The organism is Neorhizobium sp. PAMB6716 (assembly GCF_058242805.1).
Genome location: NZ_CM177835.1, coordinates 3265821 through 3286822, shown reverse-complemented (window position 1 = coordinate 3286822; position 21002 = coordinate 3265821). Strand labels below are relative to the sequence as shown.

Sequence of the window (21002 nt, the reverse complement as noted above, 5' to 3'; positions counted from 1 at the left end):
GGTTTTACGCGCTTTCCCTGAAATCGGCATCATCTTCGTCCGGGCCGCCCATCGACATGTCGAGCGCAAAACCCTTGGCGCGCGCCTGCTGGGCCGCAACGGACTGGGCATTGGTCGGGCGATGGACAGGTTTTGCCTTATGCGCCTGCGAGGACATCGGCTTTGACGGTGTACGTGCCGGTGCCCGACGGCCGCCACCGCTCTGCTCCACCTTGAAGAAGGCGATGGAGGCCTGCAGTTCTTCGGCCTGGGCGGCCAGCTCTTCAGAAGTCGCAGACATCTGCTCGGAGGCGCCGGCGTTCTGCTGGGTCACCTTGTCGAGCTGCTGGATCGCTTCGTTGATCTGGGAGGCGCCGATATCCTGTTCGCGGCAGGCAGCGGAGATTTCCGAGATCAGTTCCGCCGTCTTCTGGATGTCGGGCACAAGCCGGCTCAGCATCTCGCCGGCATCCGTTGCCACCTGAACCGTGTCACCCGACAGAGCCGAGATTTCAGCGGCTGCTGCCTGGCTGCGTTCGGCGAGCTTTCGGACTTCCGAGGCGACGACGGCAAAACCCTTGCCGTGTTCGCCGGCACGCGCTGCTTCCACAGCGGCGTTCAGGGCGAGCAGATCGGTCTGGCGGGCGATTTCCTGCACGATGGAGATCTTTTCGGCAATCGTGCGCATGGCACCGACGGCGCGGGTGACGGCCTGGCCCGAGGCTTCGGCATCACGCGAGGACTGGCGGGCGATCTTTTCCGTCTGGGCGGCGTTATCGGCGTTCTGCTTGATGTTGGCCGCCATCTGTTCCATGGCAGCCGAGGCTTCTTCGGCAGCGGACGCCTGTTCGGTCGCGCCTTGCGACAGTTGTTCGGAGCTTGCCGACAGTTCCTGGCTGCCCGACGAGACGTTGTCACCGGCAGCGAGCGCATCGCCGACGACGCCGCGCAGGCGCGCCACCATGCTCTCCAGCGCCTTGCCCAGCGTATCCTTGTCGGACAGCGGTTTTGGCGAGACGGTGAGGTTGCCGTTGGCAATCTGATCGGCAATGTCTGCGGTGTTGCGCAGATTGCTCGTCATGGTCTTCATGGAGGTGACGAGGTCGCGGATTTCATCGTTCGCCGCGTGGTTCACATCCCGGTTGAGGTCGCCGATGGCCACTGCGTCGGCAAGGTCCACCGCGCGGCGCAGGCCGCGGCTGATGTTGAGGGAAATCCAGATGGCTGCGACAGCCGATAGAAGAATGGTCGCGGCAACGATACCGAGCAGCAGGCTCTTTGACGCATCATATTGCGCGTTGGTGGCGGCATCCGTTGCGGCAAGATCCTTGGCAATCGCCTCGTTCAGGCCACCAAGCGCCTGCAGCAGGACAGCGGTGATCTTTGCGCCTTCGCCCATGGAAACCTCGCCGGCGCGTGTGTTGGACGCCGTGGTGTTTTCCCGGGCCAGTGCCAGGATCTGGTCCTGCAATTGCAGCCAGTTGGGATAGGCCGCGCGGAATTCGGCGACCTTCGCGCGAATGGCGTCGGCCTTTTCCGCATCAAGCGCAGTGAGCAGCGTCTGGATCCGGGCGCGGGCGTCCTCGACCTCGCGGAAATAGGCGCTGATCTGCGCGGGATCGGTGTTGAGGATCGCGTTCTTCTCGGCGCGGATCGAAAGATAGACCGTGTCGGAAAGATCGCTGGAATTGCGCAGGTTTTCGGCCGGTCCATCGACGATATCGGTGATGGCCGAGTTCAGGCTCGACAGGTTGGTGATCGCAAGGGTTGCCATGCCCGACATCGCGAGCAGAATGAGCCCGAAGATCAGCGTCAATTTCAGTTTGATGGTGAACCGCATCATATCCTCTAGTAATCCCCCGCGTCTTGCGGGCTATGATGCAGAAGACCGAGTGCATTCACCCTTCTGCGGCCCGTCCCCCGGGCGTCTTCCAGCGCCTGCATGCGCTGGACCGTTTTTCGGCGTAAGCCGAACGTTCACTCAGGCACTTTTCTGGAAGTCCGCATCGTCATCGTCAGGGCCGCCCATCGACATATCGAGTGCAAAGCCTTTTGCACGCGAAAGCTGGGTTGAAACTGTCTGCCGTTTGGCGGTTGCGGTTTTAGGCTTCGTCTGGCGTGTCGGTTCCGCGGCCGCTGTCGGCCGCTGACGGATGTTTGCGCGCTCGACGCGGAAGAAGGCGATGGAGGCCTGCAACTCCTCGGCCTGCGCTGCCAGCTCTTCCGATGTCGCCGACATCTGCTCGGATGCGCCGGCATTCTGCTGGATGACCTTGTCGAGTTGCTGGATGGCCTCGTTGATCTGTGAGGAGCCGATATCCTGTTCACGGCAGGCGGCCGAGATTTCCGACACCAGGTCTGCGGTTTTCTGGATATCGGGAACAAGCCGGTTCAGCATCTCCCCGGCCTCCGTTGCCACCTGAACTGTGTCGCCCGAGAGGGAGGAGATTTCGGCCGCTGCCGCCTGGCTGCGCTCGGCAAGCTTTCTGACCTCGGAGGCAACGACGGCAAAACCCTTGCCGTGTTCGCCGGCACGCGCAGCTTCCACAGCAGCGTTCAGGGCAAGCAGATCGGTCTGGCGGGCAATTTCCTGCACGATGGAGATCTTCTCGGCGATCGTGCGCATCGCACTGACCGCCCGCGACACGGCCTTGCCCGATGTTTCGGCATCGCGCGAGGACTGGCGAGCGATCTTTTCCGTCTGCGCGGCGTTATCGGCGTTCTGCTTGATATTGGCGGCCATCTGCTCCATCGAGGCAGAGGCTTCTTCAGCAGCAGCGGCCTGTTCGGTTGCGCCCTGCGACAGCTGTTCGGAACCGGCCGACAGTTCCTGGCTGCCCGACGAGACGTTGTCGGAGGCGGCCAGTGCATCGCCAACCACACCGCGCAGACGCTCGACCATGGATTCCAGCGCCAAACCCAGCACGTCATCCTTCGACTGGCGTCGCGCATCGGTGGTCAGGTCGCCGCTTGCGATGCTTTCCGCAAGATCGGCGGTTGCGCGCAGATAGTCCACCATGTCGCGCATGGAATTGCCGAGCGTATCCTTGTCGGACAACGGTGTTACGGTCACCTTGATATCGCCGGTTGCGACACGGCTGGCAATTCCCGCCGTCTGGCGAAGGTTTGCGGCCATCCTGTTGACGGTATCGACGACATCCTTGATCTCGTCATTGCCGGTGAGCCTGATTTCCTGGTCGAGGTCGCCAAGCGCCACTGCGCTGGTGGCCTTCTGTACCGCGCCGAGTCCCCGGCCGATGCCACGCAGGATGAGAAACGCGGCCAGCGACCCCACCAGAAGGGCTGCGGCAAGGCCGACACCCACGACAAGCTGCGTCATCTCCCGTGTTGCCGAGGCGTGGGCTTCCGCTTGCTGCATCTGGCTGGTGTTGTTGGCAAGGCGTGCCTGGAGCAGCGTCTCGATCTGCCCCATCAGCGCGCCGCTTTCGCCTTTTGCCAGCTGGAGCGCCTGCTCCCCATTGCCCGTCCTGACAAGCACGCGCAGCTGGTCGTCGATCCGGAAAAGCTCGCGAAGGATCAGTAAGATGTCGGCATAGGCTTTTCTGCCGGCATCGGTTTCGGCAGCGTTTGCCGCCCATTCGGCCGCCTTCAGCAATTCCTGGCGATCCGCATCGCTGGTGCGGATCAGGTTTGAGGCATCGTCTGCACTCTTTGCCTCCACCAGCGCCAACTGGCTGCGCGCGATCCTCAGCTGCAGATTGGTCATGGTCAGCGCGTTCGCCTGACGCGCGACGGGACCGGTCAAGGTGTGATGAAGCGTTTCGCCCGCATCGTCGATCGCATAGATGCCATAGCTTCCCATCGCCAGCATCAACGACAGCAGGAGCCCAAATGTAGCGGTTAGCTTGGTCTTGATCGTTATCCGCATGACAGCGTTTCCTCGTGAGGCATAGGGTCGCTTCAGATCACCCGTTGGCGGTCGGGATCTGTCGCAGCATTGGGGTCTGCCGGAGCGCCTCAGGCGCTCTGGCGAAAATCGTGGTCGTCGTCATCGGGGCCACCCATCGACATGTCGAGCGCAAAACCCTTGGCGCGGGCCTGCTGGCCTGACACCGAATTGTTCTGCGAGCGCCCTTGCGTCTGTGCGGGCTTGGCGGATCTGGACGGAGTGCCAGCCTTGGCGCTACGCTGGGCCGCGGCCGGTGCCGGGCGTGCCGTGGTTTTGTGGCTGGCGCCATCCACCCGGAAGAAGGCGATGGAGGCCTGCAGTTCTTCGGCCTGGGCGGCCAGCTCTTCAGAAGTCGCAGACATCTGCTCGGAAGCGCCGGCGTTCTGCTGGGTGACCTTGTCGAGCTGCTGGATCGCCTCGTTGATCTGGGAGGCGCCGATATCCTGTTCGCGGCAGGCGGCCGAGATTTCAGAGATCAGTTCCGCCGTCTTCTGGATATCGGGCACAAGCCGGCTCAGCATCTCGCCGGCATCGGTTGCAACCTGCACAGTATCGCCGGAAAGGGCCGAGATTTCAGCGGCGGCTGCCTGGCTGCGTTCGGCAAGCTTTCGGACTTCGGAGGCGACGACAGCAAAACCCTTGCCGTGTTCGCCGGCGCGGGCGGCTTCAACGGCAGCGTTCAAGGCGAGCAGATCGGTCTGGCGGGCAATTTCCTGCACGATGGAGATCTTTTCGGCAATCGTGCGCATGGCGCCGACGGCACGGGTCACGGCCTGGCCCGACGCTTCTGCATCGCGCGAGGACTGGCGGGCGATCTTTTCCGTCTGGGCGGCGTTATCGGCGTTCTGCTTGATGTTGGCCGCCATCTGTTCCATCGAGGCGGATGCCTCTTCGGCGGCAGACGCCTGTTCGGTGGCGCCCTGCGACAGCTGTTCGGAGCTTGCCGAAAGTTCCTGGCTGCCCGACGAGACATTGTCGGAGGCGGAAAGCGCATCGCCGACGACACCGCGCAGGCGCTCGATCATGGTGTTGACGTAGCCGAGGAGATCGCCGATCTCGTCACGGGTGGTGATGGGGGCAAGCTTGGTCAGGTCGCCATTCGCCACGTCCTGGACGGAGCTGACGGCATTGCGCAGGCCGCGGTTGATGGAGGTCGCAATCCAGAAGGCAGCAATAAGGGCCACCAGAAGAGCAGTACCGGTGACAGCCAGCATGATCGTGCGGGTCTGGAGATAATCGTCATGGGCTTCGGTCTTGGCCTGGCCAAGGCGGGATACTTCCAGCGCCACGACCTCTTCCAGAAGCGTGTCGATCTCGGCTGCGGTTGCCCGGTTGTCTGTCGTGGAAATCTTGAGAGCCGAAGGCTGGTCACCGGCCATGACGAAGGCGCGGATCCGGTCGTCCTGCTGGCGATACTGTCCGGTAAGGCCCTGCAGCTTGTTCCAGATGACCTTGCCCTGCTCGGTGGCCTTCAGCATGACGGCGCTAAAATTCTTGTCGAATTCCTGGCGGTAAGTGTCGATGCGCCCGGCATATTCGCGTGCGGCCTCCGGGTTCGGGGCAAGCAGCATGTTCTTTTGCTGGCGAAGCTGCTGAAGCTGGTAGACATCCAGCTCGAGAGCCAGTTGCAGGCGCTCTGCGGGGCCTTCCACCACGCCTTCCAGCCGATCGTTCAGGCTACCAAGGCTGATGATGCCAAGGGTTGCCGTTGCAACCAGCATGAGGATCACGAACCCGAAGGACAGAGTGAGTTTTAATTTGATGGAGGCACGCATCTGAAATCTCCTTTGCAGCCCTACGCTTGCGACGGCTGGGTTGTCGGCCGCTCTTGTTGAGCCGAAAAAATGGTGTGCAGGTTGGGAATGATGATGAATTCACCACCACGTCGCACCAGGCAATCAATGAAATCCGGGCGCCAGCGCATGCCCACGCTCGGCGGCGGCTCGGCGGCCGTTTTTGTGAGCGTGGTCACCTCGTTCACCTTGTCGGTGCGCAGCCCCGTCAGCGTTGGCTCGTCGTCGATGTCGAGTTCGATCACGATGATGCGGCTGTCGATCGTCGGCTTTGTCGCTTCCATGCCGAAGGCCAGCCGGATATCGGCGAGCGGAATGACCTTGCCGCGAAAGTTGATGACGCTTCCGACGAAGGGTTTTGCACCGGGAACCGTGGTTTCCGGCAGGAGATCGAGGATTTCCTGAACCCTGACGGCCTCCAGCGCAAACATTTCGCCGGCGATGTCGAAGGTCAGTACCTCGACTTCCGCGCGGCCGTTCCACAGATCGTCAGGCATTTTTCTCTGGGCTTGGGTCATCCTGCAGCGCGCAAATGCGCCTCCTGTTGCTGTCCTTCGGTGACCAGATGGCCGACGTCGAGAATGAGAGCGACACCGCCGTCGCCGAGGATCGTGGCACCCGAGAAGGTGTCCACGTCGTGATGCAGCTTCGACATGCCCTTGATGACGGTCTGGTGGTCGCCGATGATCTGGTCGACGACGAGGCCCACCCGCTCGGAACCGGTGGAGATGACCACGACCTTCTGGAAGGGATCGGGCTTTGTGCCGGTGCGGAAGAGATCACGCAGGCGGATGAACGGCACGAGGCTGTCGCGCAGCGAAATGAAGGAGCGGCCACGCGAGCGCATGTCCTCGTCGAGGGACAGCTCCAGGCATTCCTCAACGGCCGAGAGCGGAATGACGTAGCGGCCATTGCCGACGCGCACCAGAAGACCATCGATGATGGCAAGCGTCAGCGGGATGGCGAGCGAGATGTTGGAGCCTTCGCCGTTCTGGCTCGCGACATTGATCGTGCCACGCAGCGCGTCTATCGTGCGCTTGACCACGTCCATGCCGACGCCGCGGCCAGACAGGTTCGTGACCTGCTGGGCGGTGGAAAAGCCCGGCTGAAAGATCAGTTGCAACAGGTCCTGGTCGCTGAGGTTGGCGCTCGGGGCAATCAGGCCGGAGGCTTCCGCCTTGGCGCGCACGCGCTCGCGGTTGATGCCGCGGCCATCGTCGCGGATGGTGATGATGACTTCGCCGGCCTGCTGGCGGGCGGTGAGATAAATGCGACCGGCGGCGGGTTTTCCGGCGGCGATGCGCTCTTCCGGTGTTTCAAGTCCATGGTCACAGGAATTGCGCACCAGATGCACCAGCGGATCGGCCAGGCGCTCGACGACGCTCTTGTCCACCTCGGTGCTTTCGCCCTCGGTGATCAGCTCGATCTTCTTGCCGGTTTCGATGGCAAGATCATGCACAAGGCGGCGGAAGCGGCTGAAGAGATGCGCAACAGGCACCATGCGCAGCACCATCATCGTGTCGCGCAGCTCGCCCGACAGGCGCTCCACGTCTTCCGAGACGGCGCGCAGCTGCAGGTCGGCGCTGGAATTGGCAAGCTGGCTGAGCCGCGACTGGGCAATCACCAGTTCGCCGACGCGGTCCATCAGCTCGTCCAGGCGTTCGGCGGGAACACGGACGTTTTCGGCCGATTTTGCCTGCTTCGCCTCGTTCTGGCGCGGCTCGGCCGGCGGTGTTGGCTGTGCGGGCGCGCGGGCGGGGGCCGGGACAGGAGCCGGCGCTGCGGCAACGGGTGCGGCAGATGGCGTGGGGGCTGCAACTGCCTCTGCCACTGCGGGCGCTGCGGCCGTCCCATCGAGGGCCTCGATCTCGAGCTGCATTTCGTCCATCACGAAGATGAACACGTCCTCGATGTCTGAGCGCGGTTTGTCCGTCACCAGTTCCAGGTCCCAGCGCACATGCAGGTCGGTGGCCACAAGCATGTCGAGCGAGGGGATGTCGGATTTGTCGGCGCGGATGCGGCAGGTGCCGAGTTCGGCAAGCTCGTCGAGAAGGCCGAGCGGATTGGTGCCATTGGCCATGGCATTGGCCGGCAGGCTGAAGCGGATGCGGTAGCCGGTTGCCTTTGCGGGCGCTACCGTTTCCGGCGCATGCGAGGGATCGGCTGCGGCGGCAACGGCGGCGCGAAGGCCGGCCAGCAGCACTTCGCTTGCCGCTTCATAATCGCCATTCGGCGTTTCAACCAGCGCGCGCATGTGGTCGGTTGCGCCGAGAACGGCGGTCACCAGATCATGGGTTGCCGGCACGATGCCCTTGCGCACCTGATCGAAGGCGGTCTCGCAGTGGTGGGTAAACGCGGCAAGGGCCTCGAAGCCGAACATGGCCCCGGACCCCTTCAACGTGTGCAGGCCGCGAAACACCGCGTCCACCTGCTCCTTGTCGGCCAGGTCATGGTTCAGATCCAGTAGACCGGTCTCGATCTGCTCGAGCAGCTCGGCCGCCTCGGTTCTGAAAACGGCTATTGGATCTGGAAAACTCATCGGCCAAGGACCTTTCTGACAATCTTCACCAGGCTTTCCGGATCGAAAGGCTTGGTCAGCCAGCCGGTCGCGCCGGCGGCCTTGGCCTGCTGCTTGATCGCGGCATCGGATTCGGTGGTGAGGAAAATGACGGGAACGCCCATATGGGCGGGCAATTTCCGCAGTTCGCGGATCATCGTCAGCCCGTCCATGCCGGGCATGTTGAGGTCGGTGACGATCAGATCGTATTGTCCGCCCTTGAGCTTGGTGATGCCGTCATTGCCGTCCACGGCCTCGGTCACCTTGTAACCGGCGTTGGACAGGGCAACGCGCGTGGTGAGACGGATACTGGCGGAATCATCCACGGTCAGGATGCTGGCAGTCATTGAATTTCCCCTTGATGTAACCAAAATCCGGCATCGCCCGCGGACATGTCCTCGGCAAAACCCGCTCGCTTCAAAAGGTCGAGGAGCCGTCCTTCGACAGGTCGTTCCAGGCCCAGCCGCTTGCCGGCAGTCCCGGCATAGATTCGCGCCGATTCCATCAGCTGCAGGAAGCTCAGGTCTGCCTGCACATCGGCCGGCAATTGGACGATGACGTTGTCTTGTTCTTGAATGGCTTGCAGTAAATCGTCCCGAACAGACGAAATGTTTCTGATCGTCAATGTGTCGGGAAAGGTGATCGTGAAGGAGGCAGCCGTGTCGGAAAGCATCAAGGCCTCCTCGTTTTCTAGTGATTGGTGCAATTTGCCCTCGAAAGCTCCTCCCGGGCGATTAATGAACCCCTAATTTGCCGGTACTAGTTATGATGTGGAAAGATTCATCATCGTTTCCCGCACGCGGGCTCGCCTGGAAAATTAACCAATCTATTCGAAACTAAACGTCGATTTTGTGCCTGTTAACGCCGAGGCATCAAAACAGGAAACGCGCCGCAAGCAGACCTTTCATCGGCTTTCCGGCGCCTGCGTGAAGCGGGTTCCTGTCAGGCCGTTCAGCGGAATTCTTTGATGGTGAAAGAAGGGTGTAGTGGCATTGTCAGCAGCGGCGAAACAGGTCTCGGTCTTCAGGGGCAACAGCGCCCGGCATACCGTCGATCGGATGGAGGAAGCTCGCTCGCGCATCGAGCAGCGGTTCCTGGATGGCGGCGGCGTGCTGCTTTCGGTTCTCGATATCCTCAACAAGATGATCGGCTCCCTCGACAATCTCACCGGCTCCCTGGACGAGGGGACGGCGAAGGCAACGATGGAGGAGCTCAACACCACCGTGACGGCGCTGTCACGGCTGACGGCGGCGGAAGGCGATCGCCAGGTTCGCTTCCGCGAAATCTCCTCCACCGAACGGGTTTTACGCCCCCACGTGACCAGCATGCAGGAAACGTTGCGCTACCTGCGCACGTTTGCCGTCACCGCAAAGATCACCGGCGCCGGCATCGATGATTTCGCCGGATTTGCCGAGGAAATCCTTCAGCGCATCCAGGAAGGCGCCCAGCAGGTCAACAGTTTTTCTGACAAGCTGCGCGATCTCGGTGCCGGGCTTGCGCCCGTCATCGTCAAGGGCGATGCCATTCTGCTGCGTTATGGCCAGACGGTGCCGAAGATCGTCGCCAGCCTCTCGGTTGGCGTCGACCAGATCCGTGACCAGCGTCGCCATCTGGCCGAACGGGCCGACAAGGTGCGTGCCATTGCGCGCGGCATCCAGAACAAGCTTGCCTCGACACTGTCGGCCATGCAGGTCGGCGACATCACCCGCCAGCGTGTCGAGCACTGCCAGTCGAGCTTCGAGATCCTCGAAGACTATCTGGCATCGCCCGAATCGGCAGGCCTCAGCGAAGAGCAACGCGCGCGCCTGTCTGCCATCATTCGCCGCCTCGTTTCGTTGCAGCTTGACCAGACGCGCGGCGATTTCGACCGCGACACCAAGAAGATCGTCGAAACGATCGCCAGCTTCCGCCAGGATCTCGTGGAGATTACCCAGATCCAGCAGTCGATGATGGGCGAGGGCGAGGGACAATCGACCAATGCGCTGCGCGAACTGGAACAGGGCGTTTCGGAAGCCCGCGCGGCGGTAACGGAAATCGACACGGTAGCGCATGCCGCCGCCAATCTCAGCCGCACCACGGTTGGCACCGTGCGCGATCTCCTGGATGGCATCAGCCTTGTGCAGGTGGTGCGCGGCGATATTCACTACATGGCGCTCAACACCAACCTGCGCTGCGGCAAGATCGGTGAAGCGGGCAAGGCGATCAATGTCGTGACGGCCGAACTGCGCGTCTTTGCCGGCCATCTGGACGAGGCGGCGGAAAAGATCCTGGCCGAACTGCATGGGCTTGAAAATGCCGCGCAGAAGCTGCTCAGCGATCCGCAGGCGCTCTCGGATGAAGAACATCTCGATGCGCGGCTGGAACGGGCGCTTGCCCGCATCCGCGCCGTCGGCGACGGCATGGATGCGGATCTGAAGGTCATGGCCGAGGACGGTCGCGCCGGTGTCGATGCCATGAATGCCTCGCTGGCACGCCTGGATTTCCACGCCGAACTCGGCGCCATCCTGCGCGCCTGCGCTGAAGATATTGCCTTTGACCCGCAGCAGGATCTGTCCGCGTCAGGTCTTGAAGAGGCGCTTGCCACGATCGGGCCGAGGATCGCCAAGACTTATACGATGGCAACCGAGCGGGAACTGCACGCCCAGATACTCGGCACCGAACTTCCGCAGGAAGCGCCGCTCACCGTGCTCTCCGACGACGATCTGGATGACGCGTTGTTCTAGCGCCTTCAACCCGGACCATCGGCCCAAAACCGTCTTGTCGACGGTTGGGCCGATGCAAACGGAATATCAGTCGTCCACGTGGTCGTGGCCGCCATTGCGGCCCGGACGCCAGTAACCTTCCGAGGCGATCTGTTCGCGGGAAAGCCCGCGCTCGATCAGGTGGTGGCGCTGGGCGCGTACATTGCTCGTTTCACCGATGATCAGCGCCTGGCCGCGCCCGTCCGGCAGGGCAAAGGTACTGAGGCGGTCCAGCATGACGCTGCTCGGGCCGGCTGGAATGTCTCCGCGATAGATCCACTCGACAACGGCCTGGCTCGACGTTTCGACCGGCTGATGCCAGCTTTCATCCTGAACCTCGATGAAAGCGAAGGCGCGGGCGGTGGCGGGCATGGTTTCCAGAATGTGCAGAATGCCCGGAATGCAGGTTTCATCGCCGGTCAGAAGATGCCAGTCGGCCGCCTCGTTGAACACGATGCGTCCGCGCGGGCCCTTCACCTCGACCGTATCGCCGGCCTTGGCAGCACGTGCAAAACGCGGGCCGACGGTATCGCCATGCATGACGAAATCCACCGCGATCGTGCCCGTTGCCCGGTCGAGCGCCCGAATGGTGTAATGACGACGGCCCAGTTCGCCATTGTCCAGCGGCAGGAAAAACACGATGTCCTGTCCCGGCTTGTAGGCGAATTCCTCGATCCGATCCGGGGCCAGAAGCACGCGGCGCATTTTGGGCGACAGATCGAAGGCGTCCATGACGGTCAGTGTCCAGGAGGGCAGGTTCGGACGCTGGCGGGGCGGTTCGGTGGTCGTGGAAACAGGCTGGTCCATGAAGTAAATCCTTTTCGGTGTCGCCGCACCATTGCTGCTGCGGCTTTGGCTCAACCGATAGCGCGTTATACCTTCAAATTAAAGTCATGTTTTATCGTGCCGGATGCTTCTGTAGCGCCGTCACGCCTGATCGGCAAAGGGCAGGGCAATGCCATAACGCACGGTAAACCCGCGAAACGCCTCCTGCGTTGCCGGATCCAGCGGAATGCCTTCGCGCTCGCGCGCCTCAGCCACGCTCCATTCGCGGTCGCCGGGCGCCATCACATGCGTATCAGCGCCGGCATCGCTCATGCTATCAGCACGGGCGGGCGATTGGCGCAGGCTTTCGAGATAATGTTTCATGCCGGCGTCAAAGGTTTTCTCGTCGAGAAAGGCGGAAGGTTTGAGCGCCAGCACGAAGGCGCCAAGCCCGCGCGGTGTCGACAGATCCGGCCCGCCCATCGGCAAGATATCGAAGCTCAGCTTCATGCCGGAGAGAACGGCACTCAGGATCTCCACGAGACCGGCAAGGGCTGCTCCCTTGAAGCCGAAGGCGCCGCCGAGAGGGGCCAGCATCTCGGCCTTTTGCGGCTCGTTCGTATCATGGCCCTGGGCATCCGAGGCAACGCCTGCCGGAACCGACACGCCAAGACTTTCGTAAAGCTTCACCCGGTTATAGGGGATGGCGCTCGTTGCCATGTCGAGAAGCCAGGGCTGTTGTCCGGCCACCGGAACGCCAAATGCGATCGGATTGGTGCCGTGAAAGCGCATGGCACCGTTGTGCAGCCGCACAAAGCTGTCGGAATTGCACACGGCAAGTCCGATAAAACCGCGGTTTGCGGCATCGAGCGCGTAGGCGCCTGCCGCGCCGAAATGCGAGCTGTTGCGGATGGAGACGGCACCGATGCCGAAGCGGTCGGCAAGGGCTGTTGCCTTGTCCATCGCGTGATAGGTGGCGCGTGCGCCATGGGCATTGTCGGCCTCAAGCACGGCAACCGCGCCGCCTTCACCGGAAAAATGCATGTCAGGCCGGCCATTGACGCGGCCGTGTTCGATGACGGTGACGTAATGGGCGAGAAGCCGGATGCCGTGGCTGTCGACGCCAAGCCGCGAGGCATGCAGCATGGCGCGCGTCGCAGCCTCGGCGGTTGCCTCATCGGCACCTGCAGCCCTGAGGATGGCCCGGCTATAGTCGGCCATGGTGTCCAGCGGCGCCAGTTTCACGGCCGCATGATCGGTTTTTGTCATGTTGTCTCCTCCCATAAACAGGACAGGCCCCGAAGGGCCTGTCGTCGTCTTTCTTGCAGTGTGCGTCAGATGTGGCTGCTGCTCAACTCCGCATGGTCTTCGCGGGCCTGTTCCTTACGGTTGTGGCGGATGGATGACCAGAGCGAGAGGCCGATGAGGCCTGCGCCGCCAAGACCGGTAATGACTTCCGGAATATGGAACAGCGTCTGGACGTACATGATGACCGAGAGGATCAGGATGGCATAGAAGGCGCCGTGTTCCAGGTAGCGGTATTCGGCAAGCGTTCCCTTCTCCACCAGCATGATGGTCATCGAACGCACATACATTGCCCCGATGCCAAGGCCGATGGCGATGATGAACAGGTTCTGCGTCAGCGCAAACGCGCCGATCACGCCGTCGAAGGAGAAGCTGGCGTCGAGCACTTCCAGATAGATGAAGGCGCCGAGACCACCCTTGGCCGCTTCGCTCATGGTCTTTTGCGAGGCATCCAGCACACCGCCCAGAACTTCCACGAGAAGGAAGGTCAAAAGGCCGTAGACCGCCGAATGCACGAAGGTCGAAGCATCGGCTTCCGGCAGAAGCTGCGAGAACAGCATGATCAGCAGAAGCACGAAGGCAATCTCGATGCCCTTGATGGAGGAAAAGCGCGCAACGCGGCTTTCCAGCACCTCGATCCAGTGCACGTCCTTCTCATGATTGAAGAAGAAGGTGAGGCCGACCATCATCAGGAAGGTGCCGCCGAAGGCTGCGATCGGCAGATGCGCATCGTTCATGATGCGGGCATATTCTTCCGGCTTGGCCGCCGCCAGAATGATGGCGTCGATCGGGCCGATGCCGGCGGCGATAACGACGATCAGCAGCGGGAAGACGATGCGCATGCCGAAGACGGCAATCAGGATGCCCCAGGTGAGGAATCGCTGCTGCCAGACCGGCGTCATGTCCTTCAGCTTGTTGGCGTTGACGATGGCATTGTCGAAGGACAGCGAGATTTCCAGAACGGCAAGGACCGCACAGATGAAAAACACGGTCAGCATGCCGCTGATCGTGCCGCTCGACTGCCAACCCAGTACGCCGCCGAGGATGAGGCCGATAATGGTAACGATGAAGGCCCAGCGGAAATAACCGAGGGTGGAGCTTTGGGGCTGGCTCATGCGCGCACCTCCAGAAGGAGAGAACGCGGATCAGCAAAAAGCGGGTGCGCGCGGTGAGCGGCATCCGGAATTCGGATGTTGAGAGATTTCATGGGGTTCAATCCGCCGGCTTTTTTGCAGGCGGTACCGACATCGCGAGAGCGCCGTAAAACTCTCGCCAGAGGGGCCCGGCACCAGTGTTCCGTCCCCAGGCGCAACTGGCGTGGGGAGACAGGACTAAAAGTGGCCAATTCCGGGCAAACGTCAAGAGCCTAAAAACAATGCCGGCAGCCTGTCTGCGGGCCTGAAGCGCCTGCACTTGCCTTGAAGCCTTGCGCCTCGTCACCTTGACCTTTTGACATTGGCAGGGCATGGAGCACGCCTGCCCGCGCCATTCGACCGCGTTTCTGTTATGATGCGTGCCTTGAAACGGCCCGAAGGAAAGAAAAACAACAATGAGCAAACCCACATCTTCCGCCCCGTCGCAGCGGATGCTGCGTGTTGGCGAGCAGGTCCGCGCCGCCATTACCCAGGTTCTCCAGCGTGGCGAAGTGCGCGACGACATCATCGAAAAGACGGTGATCTCGATCTCGGAAGTGCGCATGTCCACAGACCTGAAGCTGGCGACAGCCTATGTGACGCCGCTTGGCGTTGCCGATCATGTCAAGATCATCGAGGCGCTGAACCGCCATGCCAAGTTCATCCGCGGTCGCATCGGCGGCCAACTGCGCCAGATGAAATACATGCCGGAAGTGCGCTTCCGCGACGATACCAGTTTTGACAATTACAAAAAGATCGACGCCCTTTTGCGCTCGCCGGAAGTCAGCCGTGACCTCGGGCGCGAGGCCGGTGACGACGAACAAGAATAGAGATCCATGTCCAAACCTCGCAAACCCAAGGGCCGGGCGATTTCCGGCTGGCTGATCCTCGACAAGCCGGTGGATTTCGGCTCGACCGAAGCCGTCGGCAAGATCAAGTGGCTGTTTAACGCCCAGAAGGCGGGACACGCCGGTACGCTCGATCCGCTGGCCTCCGGCATGCTGCCGATTGCGCTTGGCGATGCGACGAAGACCGTGCCCTACGTCATGGATGGCCGCAAGATCTACGGATTCACCGTGACCTGGGGCGAAGAGCGGGCAACCGACGACCTGGAGGGCGATGTCACGCATTCCTCCGACAACCGCCCGTCCGAAGAGCAGATCCGCGAAATCCTGACCAATTATACCGGCACGATCAGCCAGATCCCGCCGCAGTTCTCGGCCATCAAGATTGCTGGCGAACGCGCCTATGATCTGGCGCGCGACGGCGAGGTGGTGGACATTCCAGCCCGCGAGGTGGAAGTTTTTCGCCTGACGCTGCTGAAGGCAGAGACCGACCGCGCCTTCTTCGAAGTGGAATGTGGCAAGGGCACCTATGTGCGCTCGCTGGCGCGCGATTTCGGTCGCGATCTCGGTTGTTACGCCCATATCTCCGAGCTTCGCCGCTCTTATGTGGCCCCGTTTGCCGAAGAGACGATGGTGCCGCTGGCCGATCTCATCGCACTCGAAGCCATCGAGGATCGCGACGAGCGGCTGGCAGCACTCGATGCTTTCCTGGTCGATACCAGCGAGGCCTTGTCGGCGCTGCCGCAGATCCGCATCACCGACGATCAGGCGCACCGTCTGCGCATGGGCAACCCGATCATTCTGCGCGGGCGCGATGCGCCGGTGGCGGAACCGGAAGCGGTGGCGCTTGCCGGCGGCAAGCTGATCGCCATTGGCGAGATCGGCGAAGGCGAGTTCCGGCCAAAGCGCGTCTTCGGCTGAGAAGCCCTGAAAAACATGCCTCTTCCCAAGGCGGGCCGAATGGTTTATAGGCACCGCCAGCTAGAGATGCGCTAATTTTGCACTCTTGCCTTCATGGCCAAGGCTGGACGACATCCCGGCCTATGGCGACCCCTTCCATCCTCACATCGAAAGGATTCACGATGTCGATCACTGCAGAGCGCAAGGCCGCCCTCATCAAGGAATACGCAATCAAGGAAGGCGACACCGGTTCGCCGGAAGTTCAGGTCGCAATCCTGACCGAGCGTATCACCAACCTGACGGAACACTTCAAGGGTCACAAGAAGGACAACCACTCGCGTCGTGGCCTTCTGACCATGGTTTCGACCCGCCGTTCGCTTCTCGACTACGTCAAGAAGCAGGATGAGACTCGTTACACGAAGCTGATCACCAGCCTCGGCATCCGCCGCTAACACATCTCCGGCGGGCCGTCGAACAGACGGTCCGCCGGTTTCCGATCCGGGCCTGACGTGCCCGGCAAACACATGAACCGTTCGATACCGAACGGCACTGGTGGGCCGGATGGCCGGACCGCCGAACGTAACCGATGACCTGTCATGGGGCAGGATTGCCGGATGCTTTCGCTGACGTTCCCGAGTACGGGCGCCAGCGGGCAATGCCTTTAATGCCGTCACCGGCCGGGCCTTTGCCAAGCGCGCTGCGGAAGACACCGCATCGACCCTGAAAGCCTCCCGTTGTCTTGCCCGTGATCGTGTCGCATTGCGCTGGCCGCGCGGCCCTCCGGTTTCCCCTTTTTGGAGGCCGATGCCGCACCGCCGCGCTACGAAGGACATACCATGTTCAATACCCATACCGTCGAAATCGAGTGGGCAGGCCGCCCGCTGAAGCTGGAAACCGGCAAGATCGCCCGTCAGGCTGATGGCGCGGTTCTCGCCACCTACGGCGAAACGGTCGTTCTCGCCACCGTCGTGTCGGCCAAGTCGCCGAAGCCGGGCCAGGACTTCTTCCCGCTCACCGTCAACTACCAGGAAAAAACCTATGCCGCCGGCAAGATCCCGGGCGGCTATTTCAAGCGCGAAGGTCGTCCGTCGGAAAAGGAAACGCTGGTTTCCCGCCTGATCGACCGTCCGATCCGCCCGCTTTTCCCGGAAGGCTACAAGAACGACACCCAGGTCGTCGTCACCGTCATCCAGCATGACCTTGAAAACGATCCGGACGTGCTGTCGATGGTGGCTGCTTCGGCTGCGCTGACGCTGTCGGGCGTTCCCTTCATGGGCCCGGTCGGTGGTGCGCGCGTTGGTTATATCAACGGCGAATATGTTCTGAACCCGCATCTCGACGAGATGGACGAATCGGTTCTCGACCTCGTGGTTGCCGGCACCCAGGACGCCGTCCTGATGGTGGAATCGGAAGCCAAGGAACTGAACGAAGACGTCATGCTCGGCGCTGTCATGTTCGGTCATCGCGGTTTCCAGCCGGTGATCGATGCGATCATCAAGCTTGCTGAAGTGGCCGCCAAGGAGCCGCGCGAATTCGAACCGGAAGATCATTCCGCTCTCGAAGCCGAAATGCTGCAGCATTTCGAAGCCGAACTGCGCGCCGCCTACAAGAACACCCAGAAGGCTGAACGTTACGCTGCCGTCGACGCCGTCAAGGCGAAGGTGAAGGCACATTTCTTCCCCGAGGGCGCTGAGCCGAAGTACACTGCCGAAGTGATCGGCGCCGTCTTCAAGCACCTGCAGGCGAAGATCGTTCGCTGGAACATCCTCGACACCAAGAGCCGCATCGACGGTCGTGACCTCGAAACCGTTCGCAAGATCGTTTCGGAAGTCGGCATCCTGCCGCGCACCCACGGTTCGGCCCTCTTCACCCGCGGCGAAACGCAGGCGATCGTTGTCGCCACGCTCGGCACCGGCGAAGACGAACAGTATGTCGACAGCCTCACCGGCATGTACAAGGAACGTTTCCTTCTGCATTACAACTTCCCGCCCTACTCGGTCGGCGAAACCGGTCGCATGGGCTCCCCAGGCCGCCGCGAAATCGGCCATGGCAAGCTTGCCTGGCGCGCCATTCGCCCGATGCTGCCCTCGGCTGACCAGTTCCCCTACACGCTGCGCGTCGTCTCCGAGATTACCGAGTCGAACGGCTCGTCCTCGATGGCAACCGTCTGCGGCACCTCGCTTGCCCTGATGGATGCCGGCGTTCCCTTGGCAAAGCCGGTGGCTGGTATTGCCATGGGCCTCATCCTTGAAGGCGACCGCTTTGCGGTTCTCTCCGACATCCTCGGCGACGAAGATCACCTCGGCGACATGGACTTCAAGGTTGCCGGCACCGCTGACGGCATCACCTCGCTGCAGATGGACATCAAGATCGCCGGTATCACCGAAGAGATCATGAAGGTCGCGCTCGGCCAGGCTCAGGGTGGCCGCAAGCACATCCTCGGCGAAATGGCGAACGCCATCACCGAAGGCCGCAGCCAGCTCGGCGAATTTGCCCCGCGCATCGAAGTGATGAACATCCCGGTCGACAAGATCCGTGAAGTCATCGGTTCGGGCGGCAAGGTTATCCGCGAAATCGTTGAAAAGACCGGCGCCAAGATCAACATCGAAGACGATGGCACGATCAAGATCGCATCGTCCTCCGGCAAGGAGATCGAAGCGGCCCGCAAGTGGATCCACTCGATCGTCGCAGAACCGGAAATCGGCGCCATCTACGAAGGCACGGTTGTGAAGACCGCCGATTTCGGCGCCTTCGTCAACTTCTTCGGCGCCCGCGATGGCCTCGTGCACATCTCGCAGCTGGCTTCCGATCGTGTTGCCAAGACGCAGGACGTGGTCAAGGAAGGCCAGAAGGTCTGGGTCAAGCTGATGGGCTTTGATGAGCGCGGCAAGGTTCGCCTGTCCATGAAGGTTGTCGACCAGACGACCGGCCAGGAAATCGCCGCCGACAAGAAGAAGGAAGGCGAAGCCGCCGAATAAGGCGCTCGCATCCGGATGACCTCTGGGGCGCGGAAAGTTTCCGCGCCCTTTTCCTATTCGGGCCTTCTGGCCCACTTCGGGCAGTCGCGGCACTCTCATCGGTGAGCGGCATCAGCCCCAACCTCAAAGATCGAGCGTTTGTCGGCCAGGCTCATGGCGCACGCTCCACAGATCGGAAACTCTTCATGATCCGCGACGCCGTGAAAACGCTGTTCCATCCCTTCGCCACCGGCACGCTGCCGATGCCCGGCGAGGGCTCCCGCATCCTGTTTCTGGCCGCCGAGAGCGGCCCGCGCCTGCCGGAAGGCTTTGGCGCCACAATCACCAATGTCCAGCCGCTGCGGCCTCTCTACCGCCCGCTGTCGGTCGCTGGCGCGCATATCGTGCCGGAGCCGGAAGGTGAGGACTATGACGGTGCGCTCGTGCTCTGCGGCAAACATCGCGGCGAGAACGACAACAACATGGCCGAAGCGCTTGCCCGCGTGAAGCCGGGCGGCATGATCACCGTTGCCGGTTCCAAGGAAGATGGCATCCAGCCGCTGCGCAAGCAGTTGCTCAACCTCGGTTTTACCATCGATTACATGCCGAAATATCACGGCGTCGTTGTGTGGTTCCAGCGCCCTGATGATGTCGATGCGGCCCTTGCATCCTTCCGCCGTCCCGTCTCGATCATCGACGCGCGCTTTGAAGCCGTGCCCGGCACATTTTCGCACGAACATGCCGATGCGGGCTCGGAACTTCTGGCAAGCCGCCTGCCGCGCGATTTCGATGGCAATGCCGCTGATCTCGGCGCCGGCTGGGGTTATCTCTCGGTGATGCTGGCGGATGCTTCGCCGCGGGTGAACCGCATCGACCTGTTCGAGGCCGATCACCGCGCGCTGGAATGCGCCAAGAAGAATCTTGCCCGCAATTGCCCGGAGCTTCCGACGCGTTTCTTCTGGCAGGACCTGACGGCCGAGCCGGTCAAGGAAAAATACGATCTCGTCATCATGAACCCGCCCTTCCACGAAGGCCATGCGGCCGATCCGGAAATCGGCCAATCCTTCATCAAGGCGGCAGCATCGGCGCTTCGCATCGGCGGTCGCCTGCTGATGGTGGCCAATCGTGGCCTGCCCTATGAGCCGGTGCTGGCCACCGAGTTCAAGGAAAGCGGCGAAGTCTGCCGCAACGCCCGTTTCAAGGTTCTTCAGGCGAAGAAGTAACGCTTCACGCTGACGCGAGACCCATAGAAAAAGGCCCCGGGATCGATGATCCCGGGGCCTTTTTCATGAACGATGTCGAAGCGGTCATTCCGAATCGGCGTTGCGCAGCCGGTCGAGCGAGGGCAGCGACGTGATGTTGTAGCCGGCATCCACGTAATGGATCTCGCCGGTCACGCCGCGCGACAGGTCCGACAGCAAATAAAGTGCGGAGCCGCCGATATCCTCGATGGTCGCCGTGCGGCGCAGCGGGGAATTTTTCTGGTTCCACGAATAGATGGCGCGCGCATCCGAAATGCCGGCGCCGGCCAGCGTGCGTACGGGACCGGCGGAGATCGCGTTGACGCGAATACCCTTCGGGCCGTAATCGGCGGCAAGATACCGCACGGAGGATTCCAGTGCCGCCTTGGCGATGCCCATGACATTGTAGTTCGGGATCACCCGCATGGAGCCGCCATAGGTCAGCGTCAGCATGGAGCCGTCTTCGCCCATCAGCTCGGCGGCCCGCTTGGCAATCTCGGTGAACGAGAAGCAGGAAATCACCATGGTGCGGCTGAAATTTTCCCGCGTGGTGTCGGCGTAGAGGCCCTTCAGCTCGTTCTTGTCGGAAAAGCCGATGGCATGCACGACGAAGTCGAGTTTGCCCCAGCGCTCCCTAATGGCGTCAAACGTGGCATCCACGGAGGCAAGATCCTCCACGTCGCAGGGAAGCACGACATCGGAGCCCACTTCGGCGGCCAGCGGCTTGACCCGACGTCCCAGCGCATCGCCCTGGTAGGTGAAGGCAAGCTCGGCACCCTGGGCGGCCAGCGCCTTCGAAATACCCCAGGCAATCGAATGATTGTTCGCGACCCCCATGATGAGGCCGCGCTTACCCTGCATTAGTCCGCTCATGGT

The 21002-nt window shown here is 61.9% G+C and carries 17 protein-coding genes; 6 read left to right on the top strand and 11 right to left on the bottom strand.

Annotation, left to right across the window (positions count from 1 at the left end; all coding sequences use genetic code 11):
* Positions 1-4: 4 nt before the first annotated feature.
* From AC4CWH_RS16020 to AC4CWH_RS15990, 7 genes are all read right to left on the bottom strand, one after another.
* Positions 5-1819, bottom strand: a complete 1815-nt coding sequence (locus AC4CWH_RS16020) for a methyl-accepting chemotaxis protein (RefSeq protein ID WP_491319511.1) — start codon at positions 1817-1819, stop codon at positions 5-7.
* 141 nt (positions 1820-1960) lie between these two features.
* Positions 1961-3868, bottom strand: coding sequence for a methyl-accepting chemotaxis protein (locus tag AC4CWH_RS16015; RefSeq protein WP_491319510.1), 1908 nt, complete (start codon positions 3866-3868; stop codon positions 1961-1963).
* 89 nt (positions 3869-3957) lie between these two features.
* Positions 3958-5664: a methyl-accepting chemotaxis protein gene (locus AC4CWH_RS16010; protein ID WP_491319509.1), complete on the bottom strand. Its 1707-nt coding sequence runs from the start codon at positions 5662-5664 to the stop codon at positions 3958-3960.
* Between the two features lie 20 nt (positions 5665-5684).
* Positions 5685-6200, bottom strand: a complete 516-nt coding sequence (locus AC4CWH_RS16005) for a chemotaxis protein CheW (protein WP_491319508.1) — start codon at positions 6198-6200, stop codon at positions 5685-5687.
* The gene (locus AC4CWH_RS16000; protein ID WP_491319507.1) at positions 6197-8221 is read right to left on the bottom strand and encodes a chemotaxis protein CheA; all 2025 of its coding nucleotides are present in this window, start codon (positions 8219-8221) and stop codon (positions 6197-6199) included. Before AC4CWH_RS16000 ends, AC4CWH_RS16005 begins: the two co-directional genes overlap by 4 nt.
* Positions 8218-8586 carry a response regulator gene (locus AC4CWH_RS15995; RefSeq protein WP_491319506.1) on the bottom strand — a complete coding sequence of 123 codons (369 nt, stop codon included), beginning with the start codon at positions 8584-8586 and terminating at the stop codon, positions 8218-8220. The genes AC4CWH_RS16000 and AC4CWH_RS15995 overlap by 4 nt, the downstream gene beginning before the upstream one ends.
* Positions 8583-8912, bottom strand: coding sequence for an STAS domain-containing protein (locus AC4CWH_RS15990; protein WP_491319505.1), 330 nt, complete (start codon positions 8910-8912; stop codon positions 8583-8585). The genes AC4CWH_RS15995 and AC4CWH_RS15990 overlap by 4 nt, the downstream gene beginning before the upstream one ends.
* A gap of 313 nt (positions 8913-9225) precedes the next feature.
* Here AC4CWH_RS15990 and AC4CWH_RS15985 point away from each other — a divergent pair, with 313 nt between their 5' ends.
* The gene (locus AC4CWH_RS15985; RefSeq protein WP_491319504.1) at positions 9226-10962 is read left to right on the top strand and encodes a chemotaxis protein; all 1737 of its coding nucleotides are present in this window, start codon (positions 9226-9228) and stop codon (positions 10960-10962) included.
* Between the two features lie 66 nt (positions 10963-11028).
* Here the strand turns inward: AC4CWH_RS15985 and AC4CWH_RS15980 are convergent, their stop codons facing one another.
* From AC4CWH_RS15980 to AC4CWH_RS15970, 3 genes are all read right to left on the bottom strand, one after another.
* Positions 11029-11787 (bottom strand): siderophore-interacting protein, encoded by a 759-nt coding sequence (locus AC4CWH_RS15980; protein WP_491319503.1) that lies wholly within the window; start codon positions 11785-11787, stop codon positions 11029-11031.
* Between the two features lie 120 nt (positions 11788-11907).
* Complete coding sequence (locus tag AC4CWH_RS15975; RefSeq protein WP_491319502.1) at positions 11908-13014, bottom strand: Ldh family oxidoreductase; 1107 nt, start codon at positions 13012-13014, stop codon at positions 11908-11910.
* Positions 13015-13079: 65 nt separating this feature from the next.
* A complete protein-coding gene (locus AC4CWH_RS15970; protein ID WP_491283035.1) occupies positions 13080-14165 on the bottom strand; it encodes a DUF475 domain-containing protein in 1086 nt (361 codons plus the stop codon).
* 434 nt (positions 14166-14599) lie between these two features.
* Between AC4CWH_RS15970 and rbfA the strand changes: the two genes are divergently transcribed.
* The 5 genes from rbfA (at position 14600) to AC4CWH_RS15945 (ending at position 20108) form a co-directional block, all read left to right on the top strand.
* Positions 14600-15013, top strand: a complete 414-nt coding sequence (rbfA, locus tag AC4CWH_RS15965; protein WP_491283034.1) for a 30S ribosome-binding factor RbfA — start codon at positions 14600-14602, stop codon at positions 15011-15013.
* Between the two features lie 6 nt (positions 15014-15019).
* Entirely contained in the window at positions 15020-15949 is a 930-nt protein-coding gene (gene truB, locus AC4CWH_RS15960) for a tRNA pseudouridine(55) synthase TruB (protein ID WP_491319501.1), read from the top strand.
* Positions 15950-16110: 161 nt separating this feature from the next.
* Positions 16111-16380 (top strand): 30S ribosomal protein S15, encoded by a 270-nt coding sequence (gene rpsO, locus AC4CWH_RS15955; protein WP_491319500.1) that lies wholly within the window; start codon positions 16111-16113, stop codon positions 16378-16380.
* Between the two features lie 384 nt (positions 16381-16764).
* On the top strand, positions 16765-18906 hold the full coding sequence (pnp, locus tag AC4CWH_RS15950) for a polyribonucleotide nucleotidyltransferase (RefSeq protein ID WP_491283032.1): 2142 nt from the start codon (positions 16765-16767) through the stop codon (positions 18904-18906).
* A gap of 185 nt (positions 18907-19091) precedes the next feature.
* On the top strand, positions 19092-20108 hold the full coding sequence (locus tag AC4CWH_RS15945) for a class I SAM-dependent methyltransferase (RefSeq protein ID WP_491319499.1): 1017 nt from the start codon (positions 19092-19094) through the stop codon (positions 20106-20108).
* A gap of 84 nt (positions 20109-20192) precedes the next feature.
* Here the strand turns inward: AC4CWH_RS15945 and fabI are convergent, their stop codons facing one another.
* A complete protein-coding gene (fabI, locus tag AC4CWH_RS15940) occupies positions 20193-20999 on the bottom strand; it encodes an enoyl-ACP reductase FabI (protein WP_491319498.1) in 807 nt (268 codons plus the stop codon).
* Between the last annotated feature and the right edge of the window lie 3 nt (positions 21000-21002).